This is a genomic window from Clostridium tagluense, assembly GCF_003865095.1.
Classification (GTDB): Bacteria; Bacillota; Clostridia; order Clostridiales; family Clostridiaceae; genus Clostridium_AD; species Clostridium_AD tagluense.
Map to the genome: position 1 here is coordinate 40,802 of NZ_BHYK01000028.1, position 12,491 is coordinate 53,292.

General features: G+C 31.7%; 14 protein-coding genes and 1 pseudogene. 13 read left to right on the top strand and 2 right to left on the bottom strand.

All coding sequences use genetic code 11. From position 1 onward, the window contains the following. The first annotated feature begins 47 nt into the window (after nucleotides 1-47). The 9 genes and pseudogenes from Ctaglu_RS19170 to Ctaglu_RS19210 all read left to right on the top strand — a co-directional run. The gene (locus Ctaglu_RS19170) at nucleotides 48-305 is read left to right on the top strand and encodes a DUF1292 domain-containing protein (RefSeq protein WP_125004713.1); all 258 of its coding nucleotides are present in this window, start codon (nucleotides 48-50) and stop codon (nucleotides 303-305) included. A 155-nt stretch (nucleotides 306-460) separates the two neighbouring features. Next, nucleotides 461-913, top strand: a complete 453-nt coding sequence (locus Ctaglu_RS19175) for a Fur family transcriptional regulator (protein ID WP_125004716.1) — start codon at nucleotides 461-463, stop codon at nucleotides 911-913. A 249-nt stretch (nucleotides 914-1,162) separates the two neighbouring features. Further along, entirely contained in the window at nucleotides 1,163-2,992 is a 1,830-nt protein-coding gene (gene typA / locus Ctaglu_RS19180; protein WP_125004718.1) for a translational GTPase TypA, read from the top strand. 21 nt (nucleotides 2,993-3,013) lie between these two features. Continuing rightward, a complete protein-coding gene (gene mltG / locus Ctaglu_RS19185; protein ID WP_125004720.1) occupies nucleotides 3,014-4,012 on the top strand; it encodes an endolytic transglycosylase MltG in 999 nt (332 codons plus the stop codon). Nucleotides 4,013-4,105: 93 nt separating this feature from the next. Further along, nucleotides 4,106-4,774 carry an O-methyltransferase gene (locus Ctaglu_RS19190; protein WP_125004721.1) on the top strand — a complete coding sequence of 223 codons (669 nt, stop codon included), beginning with the start codon at nucleotides 4,106-4,108 and terminating at the stop codon, nucleotides 4,772-4,774. A 5-nt stretch (nucleotides 4,775-4,779) separates the two neighbouring features. Further along, nucleotides 4,780-6,003: a peptidase U32 family protein gene (locus Ctaglu_RS19195; RefSeq protein ID WP_125004723.1), complete on the top strand. Its 1,224-nt coding sequence runs from the start codon at nucleotides 4,780-4,782 to the stop codon at nucleotides 6,001-6,003. Continuing rightward, on the top strand, nucleotides 6,003-6,623 hold the full coding sequence (gene udk / locus Ctaglu_RS19200; RefSeq protein ID WP_125004725.1) for a uridine kinase: 621 nt from the start codon (nucleotides 6,003-6,005) through the stop codon (nucleotides 6,621-6,623). The genes Ctaglu_RS19195 and udk overlap by 1 nt, the downstream gene beginning before the upstream one ends. A 75-nt stretch (nucleotides 6,624-6,698) precedes the next feature. Then, nucleotides 6,699-8,378 carry a penicillin-binding transpeptidase domain-containing protein gene (locus Ctaglu_RS19205; protein WP_125004727.1) on the top strand — a complete coding sequence of 560 codons (1,680 nt, stop codon included), beginning with the start codon at nucleotides 6,699-6,701 and terminating at the stop codon, nucleotides 8,376-8,378. A gap of 92 nt (nucleotides 8,379-8,470) precedes the next feature. Further along, a pseudogene (locus tag Ctaglu_RS19210) lies at nucleotides 8,471-8,887 on the top strand (sigma-70 family RNA polymerase sigma factor); the annotation flags it as partial. 28 nt (nucleotides 8,888-8,915) lie between these two features. Here the strand turns inward: Ctaglu_RS19210 and Ctaglu_RS19215 are convergent. Together Ctaglu_RS19215 and Ctaglu_RS19220 are read right to left on the bottom strand one after the other, a co-directional pair. After that, nucleotides 8,916-10,424, bottom strand: a complete 1,509-nt coding sequence (locus Ctaglu_RS19215) for a recombinase family protein (protein WP_125004729.1) — start codon at nucleotides 10,422-10,424, stop codon at nucleotides 8,916-8,918. A gap of 1 nt (nucleotide 10,425) precedes the next feature. Next, nucleotides 10,426-10,791, bottom strand: coding sequence for a helix-turn-helix transcriptional regulator (locus Ctaglu_RS19220; protein WP_125004731.1), 366 nt, complete (start codon nucleotides 10,789-10,791; stop codon nucleotides 10,426-10,428). Between the two features lie 206 nt (nucleotides 10,792-10,997). On the opposite strand from Ctaglu_RS19220, the gene Ctaglu_RS19225 reads away from it, so the two are divergent. The 4 genes from Ctaglu_RS19225 to Ctaglu_RS19230 form a co-directional block, all read left to right on the top strand. Further along, nucleotides 10,998-11,237 carry a helix-turn-helix domain-containing protein gene (locus Ctaglu_RS19225; RefSeq protein WP_125004733.1) on the top strand — a complete coding sequence of 80 codons (240 nt, stop codon included), beginning with the start codon at nucleotides 10,998-11,000 and terminating at the stop codon, nucleotides 11,235-11,237. Nucleotides 11,238-11,335: 98 nt separating this feature from the next. Further along, complete coding sequence (locus tag Ctaglu_RS25360) at nucleotides 11,336-11,485, top strand: hypothetical protein (protein ID WP_164943802.1); 150 nt, start codon at nucleotides 11,336-11,338, stop codon at nucleotides 11,483-11,485. A gap of 130 nt (nucleotides 11,486-11,615) precedes the next feature. Beyond that, the gene (locus Ctaglu_RS25365) at nucleotides 11,616-11,780 is read left to right on the top strand and encodes a hypothetical protein (protein WP_164943801.1); all 165 of its coding nucleotides are present in this window, start codon (nucleotides 11,616-11,618) and stop codon (nucleotides 11,778-11,780) included. A gap of 12 nt (nucleotides 11,781-11,792) precedes the next feature. Further along, the coding region (locus Ctaglu_RS19230; protein ID WP_125004735.1) for a phage antirepressor at nucleotides 11,793-12,491 on the top strand (699 nt) is incomplete at its 3' end.

Genomic DNA, 12,491 nt, shown 5'->3' on the forward strand with positions numbered 1-12,491 from the left:
CTGAAGTTTAAATAGTAATAATTATATAATTGAAGGGAGATAATAAAATGGAAAACAATGTTGAAACTATATTATTAAACGATGAAGAGGGTAAGGAAACAGAATTTGATGTGCTAACTAAATTAGACATTGAAGATAAGGAATATCTTATAGTTGCACCAACTGGGGAAGAAGACATTGATGCAATAGCATTAAGAATTGATAAGGATGCAGAGGGTAATGATATCCTAGTAACAATAGAAGACGATGAAGAGTTTGAAATGATTTCAGAAGCTTACGAAACAATTTTTTCTGAGGAAGATTAATCGTTTTTCAATGGATATTTATACCAGTTAACCTGTTTTGTTGAAACTAAATGATTATCAATTGACAATATCACAATAAGGTATTAAAATAATACTATAGTAAATATAATTTATTTTTTTAAGCCGAATGATATTTATGGAAGAGGAGTGCATATATGTCGAATTTATCTCCAGAAACAATTGAGAGTTTAAAGGAAACCTTAAAACAAGAGGGATATAAGCTTACTCCGCAGAGGAGAGCTATTTTAAATGGAATAATTAAGAGCGAAGGTAGCCATCTTACTGCGGAAGAACTATATGACTTGGTTAAATCCGACTGCCCAGAAATAGGTCTTGCTACAGTGTATAGGACAATTCAACTTTTAGAAGAAATGAATGTAATTCGAAAGCTAGATTTAGATGATGGGTGCAGTAGATATGAACTTATCCATGAAGATGAGAATCATCAACACCATCACTTAATATGCAATCGCTGTGGTAAAGTATTAGAGGTACAGGGAGATTTGCTTGATGAGCTAGAAGCAATTGTTGAAAAAAAATACAATTTTAAGGTTGAAGATCATAGTTTAAAATTCTATGGTGTTTGTGATAAATGCTTAGATAAATAGTATAGGCAATTTTAGTTTTTGATTAAAGGAACTAAATGAATTATAAAATACTATTTGTTTAATATTTTAAATGATACAATTGGGGTAGACTTATCTTTTGGTAATAATGTATAATAGAACTAGTTGACTTTTTTGCAAGATAATATTAGAATAAGTATAGTAAATGCGAAAATTGGATACTTCAAGGCGTATCCAATTTTTGTTTGTGCAAAATGTGGAAACTTACGAAAAAAAAATTGGAGGATTAATATGAATTTATTTACAAGAAATGATGTTAGAAATATAGCAATAATTGCGCACGTAGATCACGGCAAGACAACACTGGTGGATTGTTTACTTAAACAAAGCCATGTTTTCAGAGAAAATGAAAAAGTACAAGAGAGAGTAATGGATTCTAACGATATAGAAAAAGAAAGAGGAATAACAATTCTTTCTAAGAATACTGCAGTAATGCATAATGGAATTAAAATAAATATAGTTGATACTCCAGGCCACGCTGACTTTGGTGGAGAGGTTGAACGAGTACTTAAGATGGTTGATAGTGTACTTCTTGTAGTTGATGCATATGAAGGCCCTATGCCACAAACTAAATTTGTTTTGAAAAAAGCATTAGAATTAAATCTTAAACCTATCGTTGTTATAAACAAAATTGATAGAAAAGATGCTCGTCCTACAGATGTACTTGATGAAGTCTTTGACCTATTTGTTGAACTTGGAGCAGATGATGAACAATTAGACTTTTCAGTGGTATATGCTTCTGCTAGAGAAGGGTTTGCTAAGTTCAATGTTGAAGATGTAAGTGACAACATGGAACCATTATTTGATTCTATAATAAAGAATGTAAAAGCACCAGAAGGATATTTAGATATGCCACTTCAAATGCTTATTTCAACTATTGATTATAATGAATATGTTGGAAAAATTGGAATAGGAAAAATCGAAAGAGGAACAATCAAAAAAAATCAACCAATAGCACTTATAAGAAAAGATGGAACAATAAGCAATGTTAAAGTTTCAAGCCTTTTCGTTTACAATGGTCTTAAAAGAGAAGAAACTGAAGAAGCAATGCTTGGTGATATCGTAGCAGTTTCTGGTATTCCAGATATTAACATTGGAGAAACAATAGCTGATATTAATGAACCAGAAGCTCTTCCATTCGTTGAAATTGATGAGCCTACACTAACTATGAATTTCATGGTTAATAATTCTCCTTTTGCAGGTCAAGAAGGAACTTATGTTACATCAAGACACATAAGAGATAGACTTATGAAAGAACTTGAAACTAATGTTAGTTTAAGAGTAGAAGAAACTGAAGACTCAGATGGTTTTGAAGTAAGTGGAAGAGGAGAACTTCATCTTTCAGTTCTAATTGAAACTATGAGACGTGAAGGATATGAATTCCAAGTGTCAAAAGCAAATGTTATATACAAAGAGGAAAATGGCCACAAAACAGAGCCAATTGAGCACCTTACAATTGACGTACCAGAAGAATTTATGGGCGTAGTAATGGAAAAAATGGGACCTAGAAAAGCAGAGATGGTTAATATGACTTCTGCTATAAATGGATATACTAGATTAGAGTTCAAAGTACCTTCAAGAGGATTAATTGGGTTTAGAAGTGAACTTATGACTGATACTAAAGGTAATGGTATAATGAATCACGTTCTAGATGGTTACGATAAGTATAGGGGAGAAATTCCAGATAGAAGTCGTGGTTCTCTAATTGTATTTGAAGGCGGAGAATCAGTAACTTACGGATTATACAATGCTCAAGAAAGAGGAACTCTTTTCATACCAGCAGGAGTGCCTGTATATGCAGGAATGGTTGCAGGGGAATGTGCAAGAGCTGGAGACATAGAAGTAAATGTATGTAGAAAGAAACAGTTAACAAACACTAGATCTTCAGGAGCGGATGATGCACTAAAACTAACTCCTCTAAGACCTATGTCATTAGAGCAGTGTTTAGAATTTGTATCTATAGATGAGTTAGTTGAAATTACTCCTCTAAATATTAGAATGAGAAAAAGAATATTAGATTCAGGAGAAAGAAAAAGAGCATCAAGTAAATCAAACAAATAGTTTTAAATATGGGGTGGTTTAATGAAGAAGATAGGGCTATTAATGGGGGTTTTAATAGTTTGTGTGTTAGCTGGTATTTTTCAGTATAAGAAAATAATACAACATCCTATTGTGACTACCAAAGACCTCCATGTTAATGTTAAAAATGGAGACACTTTATATAGTATATTAGATGATTTAAACCAAAATGGGGCTATAAAAAACTTAAGTATTATAAAATTTTATATCAAAAAAAATGGAGTCAAATCCAATATACATACAGGGAAGTTCTTTATACCGAAAGATGCTACAGTTAATAAGATTATAACTATTTTAACAACTGTAGGAAATGAGGAAGATGTTATTAAAGTAACGGTGCCCGAGGGCTTTGATATAAATGAAATTGCAAAAGTACTACAAGAAAAAGGTATAATAAAGAGTGAAAAATTTATAGAGAGTTGTAAAACTTATAAGCTACCAACTTATATACATGAAGATGCAAATCGAAAGTTTAATTTGGAAGGGTTTCTTTTTCCTGCTACCTATGAGTTTAAAGCTGGTATGAGTGGTAAGGTCATAATAAAGTCTATGGTGGATAAATTTTACAGCACTATAAATGAACTGAATAAAGAAAAGCCTATAGATATGAAAAAATTGGATGATATAATAATATTGGCATCAATTGTTGAAAGAGAAACTAGTGATGCAAATGAACGAACTAAGGTAGCATCAGTTTTTTATAATAGATTAGATAAAGATATTAAGCTACAATCTTGTGCAACTGTTTTATATTCATTAGGTAAACATAAAGAAAAACTATATAATAGTGATTTAAAAGTTAAATCACCTTATAATACATACAAAGTAGAAGGCCTTCCTGTAGGACCAATTTGTAACCCAGGAAAAGCATCTATTAAAGCAGTTCTGTCTCCTGCTAAAACAAAGTATTTATACTTTGTTTTAGATAATGATGGGAAACATTTTTTTACAGATGACTATAATGAGTTCTTAAAAGTTAAAGCTGTAACACAAGGATTTTAGTTAACTGTGTTAGGCACATGAAAATAAATAGACTAACAGCTTTGACTTGTTATTTATTTTCATGTGCCTTAATCAATTTTTGGAGGAAATTAAATGAGTGGCATAACACATGATTATATGGAACAATATTTAAGAGAATTGATTCCTAGTAATACTGGCATTTTAGAAGATTTAGAAAAATTTGCGCTAGAAAATAGAGTTCCTATAGTTCAAAAAGAAACTGCTAAATTTTTAGAATTAATGATAACTATGAATAGGCCTAAAAAAATATTAGAACTGGGTACAGCCATAGGATATTCTGCTATTTTAATGAATCTAACGCTTGGAGGACTAAGTGAGATTACCACTATCGAAAGAGATGAAAAAATGATAGAGCTTGCAAAGGCTAATATAAAAAAATACGGATTGCAAAATAAAATCACTATTCTACAAGGGGATTGCCTAGAAATTTTAGAAAATCTTACGGGTGAATATGATATGATTTTTATGGATGCTGGTAAAGGACACTATAATCATTTTCTTCCGCACTGCCTTAGGCTTCTAAAAAAACAGGGAGTTCTTATTGCTGATAATGTTCTTTTTAGAGGAATGGTTGCATCAAAAGAGCTTGCAACACGTAGAAAAGTAACTATAATAAAACGTATGAAGAGCTATTTAGAATTAGTATCTAATAATGATGAACTTATAACTTCTGTAATACCTATGGGAGATGGAATCTCAGTTACAGTAAGAAAATGCAAAGAGAGTAGCGAGGAGGAATAAAACCAATGAAACCAGAAATACTAGCACCAGCAGGTAATTTAGAAAAATTAAAAGCAGCTATAAATTTTGGTGCAGATGCAGTTTATTTAGGTGGAAGTAAATTAAATTTAAGAGCTTTTGCAAATAATTTTACTAATGAACAATTAAAAGAAGGTATAGATTTTGCCCATTCAAGAGATAAAAAGGTATATGTTACTTTAAATGTAATTCCTCATAATGATGATTTACAAGGTCTGGAAGATTATCTAAGAGAAGTATATGAACTAGGGGCGGATGCTATAATTGTATCTGATCCAGGAATTATTATGACGGCTAGGGAAGTTGTACCAAATTTGGAAATTCATTTAAGCACTCAATCTAACAATGTAAATTATAAATCAGCTATTTTTTGGCATAAACAAGGGGTAAAAAGAATTGTTCTTGCAAGAGAATTATCCCTAGAAGAAATTAAAGAAATTAGAGAAAAATTACCGGATACATGTGAACTAGAAGCATTCGTTCATGGTTCTATGTGTATGTCCTATTCTGGAAGATGTCTCTTGTCAAATTATATGACCGGTAGAGATGCTAACAGGGGGCAATGCGCTCAGCCATGTAGATATAAATATTTTTTAGTGGAAGAAAAAAGAGATGGAGAATATTTTCCTGTAATTGAAGATGATAAAGGTACTTACATAATGAATTCAAAGGACTTATGCATGATAGAACATGTGCCAGAGCTTATGGAAACCGGTATAATGTCCTTTAAAATAGAAGGAAGAATGAAAAGCTCATATTATGTTGCTTCTGTATGTAAATCCTATAGAGAAGCTGTGGATGCTTATATAGAAGATCCAGTAAATTATAAATTCCAGCAAAAATGGATGGATAATCTTCTAAAACCTAGCCATAGACAATATTATACTGGATTTTATTTTGGAGATCCAAACAAACAGATATATGAATCCTCTTCATATATTAGAGATTATGATATTGTTGGAGTTGTACGGGAATATAATGAAGAAACTAATATTGCATCAATAGAGCAAAGAAATAAGGTATTCCAAGGTGATACTGTTGAAGTATTAAGACCTGTAGGCGATAATGTAATAATTGTGCTTAATGATATGAGAAATTCTAAGGGAGAGAGTATAGCTTCTGCTCCAAATGCTCAGATGTTATTTACTGTAAATATTATGGAAAAACTTCATGAGAATGATATACTCATAAAATGCAAGGAGGAAAAATAATGCATCGTCCGATTTCAATAGGGATAACTGGAGGAACGGGATCAGGAAAAAGTACCATTGCAAGAGAAATCTATAAACAGTTTGATGACACATGTATTGCAATGCTTGAACAAGATTCATATTATAAGGATCAAAGTGATCTTTCTTTTGAAGAAAGGATAAAAACAAACTACGATCATCCAGATGCTTTTGATACTTCACTTTTAGTTCAGCACCTTACTCTTCTTTTAGAAGGACAGGCTATTGAAAAGCCTATATATAATTTTGAAATACATAATAGAATGGAAGAAACAGTTTCTGTGCAGCCAAAGGAAATTATTATAGTTGAAGGAATTCTTGTACTCCAAGAAAAAGTTCTTCGAGATATGTTGGATATTAAAATATATGTAGATACGGATGCAGACGTTAGGTTTATAAGAAGACTTGTGAGAGATATTAATGAGCGAGGGAGAACAACCGATTCTGTTATAAATCAATATTTAAATGTTGTTAAACCAATGCATGAACAATTTACAGAACCGACTAAAAGGCATGCGGACATTATTATACCTGAAGGTGGACATAACAAGGTAGCTATAGATATAATTACTTCAAATATAAGGCAATCATTACAAAAGTAAGAAACATAAAAGGAATAATTATAAAGTATAAAACATCTCATTTAAGGCTAGAATTAGGCTAAGTGAGGTGTTTTTATGTATAGTAGAAATAATATATTTAGTTCTTCAAATCACAGGAGAGAAGCTCGAAAAAGAAATTGGACGGTAATGGTAATAGTAATTCTAATGTTCGCTTTCCTCCTTTGGAAATGTGTATATAATATGTATATTAAAGGACCAGACAGAAAAGCAATGGCAGATGCACAATATACAATAGATGAAAAATATGGCTTGCAATATAGTTTAACTGATTGTAAAGATAATCCCCTTTTGGATTATAATATAAACTATTACGCAATTATTGACCCACTGGATTATTTTAGATTTAATGAATATACTAGCAAATATGACATGCAAGCATTAACCTTTATATTAAGAAATTATAATAGCAACTATGATTTATATAAGATAAATGGTAGAGGTAATGGACAAAAAATAAAATATAAAATTGATGAAGAGACTTATGATAAACTCAAGGATATTAAAGGAGTAAAAGGGTTTTATGCTTATGCAGCCAATGAGCTTACTGGAGATAAAATATGGAAAATTGAAAATTTATTGTCAAATCCAAAATATTATAAAGAGGGGGTTAAAGACCCCATTTTCAAAAGTCCTAATTCTCTAGAAATGCAAATATATAACAAAACCAAAAATAATGAATTTACAAAAATTAGATTTCTCAAAGGCGTTGATGGTGAAATATCTGAGGGCAAAATTATTGAACCTGAAAACAATATTAATGTAAAACTTACCTTAGATAAAGAAGTTCAGGATAGGGTTGAAGGCATTCTTCATGAGGATAAATACAAAAAATATGACCAAATTGGTGTTGTACTAATGGAGAGTAGCACTGGTAAAATAAGAGCAATGGCACAAAAAAATGATAGTACCTCAAATGCAAATTTATGTAATGGTTTTTTTGCAGGATCTATTTTTAAAGTTATTGTGGAGGAAGCTGGGATAGATTTAAATTTAATAGACAAGGATAAAACAATTGCAGTAAAAGGCAATATATTTAAAAAAGCGGATAAGCATAAAATTGGATATGAATATACACTTTCAGAGGCACTATCTGATTCTTCTAATGATATATTCGCTCAATTAGGTTGGAAGATAGGTATTGAAAATATGTATGATTATGCAAGAAAACAAGGATTATTTAATAAAGTTTTAAATTTTGAGCAGGAGCAAAGTGGTAAATTAGAGGTAGATCTATCGAGTCCTAAAATTGAAGATACAAGCTTTACATCTATTGGTCAGACTGCTAGAATAACACCACTACAAGCTATTAGTATTCCTAATACTATCATAAACAATGGGGTATATGTACAGCCAACAATAATAGACTCCTTCCTAAAGGGTGATAAAGAAATTTTAGAGAAAATCACTTCTAAAACTTCTCGTGCATTAAAAAGTGAAACTGCGGAGACAATTAAACTCCATATGATGGATGTAGTGAAAACTGGTACAGGAAAACAGGCTTATATTAAAGACATGAACATAGGTGGAAAAACTGGCACTACTTCCTATAAGGATAAGGAAAAAACTAAATCAGATGGATGGTTTGTTGGTTTTTTTCATTGGAAGGGGAAGAATTATTCTATGGTTGTATTTGTAAATAATATCGGGATGAATGTAAATGGTATAGCAGATGAAGAAGGTGGCGGCACGGCTGCTCCAATATTTAAAGAAGTAGTAAATGCACTTAAAAAATAAATTAAATAAATATTTTTTATGTACAGGCAATATTAATAATATAAATCATATTATATTAATAAGCACTATTAGGAGGAACCTCCGTGTTTTTCATGAATTGTTTATTAGATATGATTGGAAATGTTACATTTTTAACAGCTTACATTACTGGTAGTAGTTCATTTCCTCAACCATTAAGTGAAGAAGAAGAAAGATTTTATTTAACAAAGTTAAAACAAGGTGATTTACTAGCTAAAAGTATATTAGTTGAACGAAATCTAAGATTAGTTGCACATATAGTAAAAAAATATTCCTACCCAGGAAAGGATGTAGATGACCTAATATCCATTGGAACTGTAGGATTAATTAAAGCTATTGACTCCTTTGATACAAGCAAAGGAACAAGGCTTGCGACCTATGCTGCTAGGTGCATAGAAAACGAAATACTAATGCTTATTCGCAATAATAAAAAAACAAAAGGTGAGGTGTATTTGCAGGATCCTATTGGAATTGATAAAGAGGGAAATGAATAGCACTCTGCATGATAGACGTATATGCCTAAAGCCTTGGGAATAGGTTAATTTCAAAGTTGTCATTTCTCTGGCTCGTACTCTTTTTATATTCAACTTTATACAATACGCTTTTTAATAATTCATTTTTGAGTGCGATGTCATCTGATATTTTATAACTATCAATGACATTTTTTATTTTAGATTGAACATCATTATTTGTCTTTTTACTTTGTTTTTTAATTACAACTTTTATATTTTCAATCTCATTTGCAATCGCATCGGAACGTTGAGAAAGATTATTCGAACGCTCGATAAAAGTTTCGTCATCATAAACGTGTCGCTCCAATAAATCGAATAAATTAAGTTTTTGAGTGCTTAATGTACCAAGTTCTTTACTTAACATTGCTATTTGTTTTTCGTATATGTCTACATCAACTGTAGAAGTTATATTTTCAGATTCACCACCTAGAACTGCTAGGTATTGTTCAAGGGCTAAAATAATTTCATGTTCGATGTATTTAAATTTAGCACTTCTGTTATCGCACTTATTATTATTGCATATTATGTGCGGATCCTTATCTCCATATTTTCTCATAACCATTTTGCTACCACAAGTCTCACAAATGACTAGCCCGGCAAGGGGATTAGCAGCTCCATTTGCGGTTTTATATGGTATATGGTATTTACCTTTTAAAATTTCTTGAGCTTTATCAAAAACATCTTCTTCGATAATAGCCTCATGCTTACCCTCTGAAATAATCCATTCGGATATGTCCCTGGTTCTAGTATCCTTAATCTTGTTAGGGTCTTTTGATTTCCTTATATCTTTCTTTTTCCACGTAACTTTACCAATATAGATAAGATTTTTTAAAGTAAATAGGATACCGCTAGATTCAAAGTTGTTTCCAAGCTTTGATTTATATCCTAAGCCGTTTAAATATTTCGCAATTGTTCCAGCTCCAGAACCATCAACATACATTTTAAATATCAATCTCACTACTTCGCTTTCATTTGGATTGGGTTGTAAGGTCCTGCTTTTATTTATAAACGCTATATCATATCCCAGAGGAGGATTAGGAGATATGTAATTACCATCTTCTATACTTCTAACTCTTCCACCTTGCATTCTGCGATTAATCATCTTCAATTCTTTTCTGCTCATGAACGCTTCAAATTCACTATATTCTTCATCGAAATCGTTGTTAAGGTCATATGTCTTTTGCGGGGTTATTATCTTGGTGCCACTGTCTTTAAAAGTTTTTAGTATAATGCCTTGTTCTTGCATGTCTCCACGTCCTAGACGCTGTATATCCATTACTAGGACACCACTATACTGCTTATCTTCGATTTCTTTTAAGAGCTCCAGCATCTTAGGTCTAAAAAATAAACTTTCACCACTAACTATTTCTTCTTTTATTTCTACAATATTTAATTTTCTTTCTTTTGCAAATTTTAATAAGGCCCTTCTATGCTTAGATAGAGTTTCGCCTTGCCCTAAAGTTTTTTCAAGTTCTTCATCCGCTCTAGATTTTCTTAAATACATAGCTATTTTCATTTTATCTTATCTTCCTTTCTATTTCTAACAGGACAGCCTTCTTTATTATTTCCCAAGCTTCATCACTTATATCAGTATCCGTTATTAATCCTTTTTCTATCATCTTATCTAAAACTAGATCTACACTGTTTGGGGCTTCATATTCTTCAACACCATCCATCCAATAGCTTAAAGACTTCTTGCTATGTTCAGCTAGTTTAACTAATATTTTTTTAGAAGGAACTCTTTCTCCATTTTCTAGATTTCCGATAGCACCTTTACTTATGCCTAGTTCCTCGGCAAGACGGACTTGACCTACCTTTTCATTTCGTTTCACTTCTAACTCTTTTCTATATTTTTTTAACTTTTCAGAAAATAACTTATTCATAATTAAACACCTCCTATTTATAGTATAGTATTTTTTCTCACATTTCAAGAGAATTAGCACGACAAATTATTCTTTCAAATTGTGAGAAATGTAGAAAAATGTAGCAAATCAAAGTATGAATGGTTTATTTTCTTTAAATAGCAGAATATTCAATTTGGCTTTTCTTTCAATATGTGAGAATATAGTTGTAGGAGGTGAACACGACAATGAATTTAAAAGAATTTAGAGATAGCAGAGGGTCGCAAAGAAAATTTGTAGTTGCTAATATCGGTATCTGCGGAAAACATCTTAATGATGTTGAGGCAGGAAGAGTTAATTTGACTGATAATGTTGCAACTAAACTTTCCCAATTTTATAACGTAAGTGTTGATACAATTAAAAAAATGTACGAGGAGGGTAAAAATGAGACAAACCGAGATACTAAAAAGGCAAGCGCAGCTTCTTAATGAAATTGAATTACTGTTTAATAAAAGCGTTAAAAATAAAAAGGTTAAACAAGAATAGTACAAGCTGACAATTTCATACAAAATATAGAGGTGATAATATGCCAGCAACAGTGACGATAGTTAGACCTAATAACACACCGGAAGAAGAAATAAAAGTATTGGAACGCATTTCACATGTAATAGAAAAAATAATAACTAAAGAATATGGTGTTAAAGTGAAATTTACACTAAAAAGATTAAGCAGCTAGGCGCTAACAGGATAAAAAGCAACGCACTAAAGATATAAAGTAGTAAGCACATCTAAACAATTCTAATCCAACCCGCACCACCCAAGGTGTACAAGCCTTAGTAGAGGGTAAAAAAATAAGGAGGACAAGCATGAACAATGATTTACCATTTTGGAAAGAAAATTTGGAAAGAGAAAAGAAAAGGCTTAAGGAGCTGTTTATATTTAGTAATGGTGTAGAACACAGCGCAACAATGGATGCCAAAAGGAATATAAAAAGATATGAAGCCAAGGTTAAGGAAATAGAGAAGCTTTAAGGAGGACAAGCAATGAATAAATTACAGATATTTAAAAATGAACAGTTTGGAGAAATAAGATGGATAAAAGTAAATGAAAAAGATTATGCAGTTGGAATTGATGTTGCAAAATCATTAGGATATAAAAATCCAAATGATGCAATTGCAAGACATTGCAAGGGGTACGTGAAACACGCAGTCCCTACAAATAGCGGAGAACAGCAAATGAATATTATTTCAGAAGGTGACATATACAGGTTAACAGCAAAATCAGAACTACCAGGAGCAGAAAAGTTTGAAAGTTGGATATTCGATGAAGTCCTTCCGCAAATAAGACAAACCGGTGGCTATATTCCATCAAATGAAAATGACAGTGACGAGGACATAATGGCAAAGGCCTTACTAATAGCAACTAGAAAGATAGAACTTAAAGATAAAGCTATTGCAGATAAGGACAAGCAACTAACATTGCAACAACCAAAAGTAATATTTGCAGATGCGGTAACAGCTTCATACACTTCAATTTTAGTTGGTGACCTAGCAAAAATACTAAAACAAAATGGCTTTGATATAGGAGCAAATAGGCTGTTTGAAAAGTTAAGAATAATGGGATATTTGATATGCAGAAAAGGAACTGACTACAACATGCCAACTCAAAGGTCGATGGAGCTAGGGCTATTTCAAATCAAGGAAACTTCTATAGCACATAGTAATGGACATGTAAGTATCTCC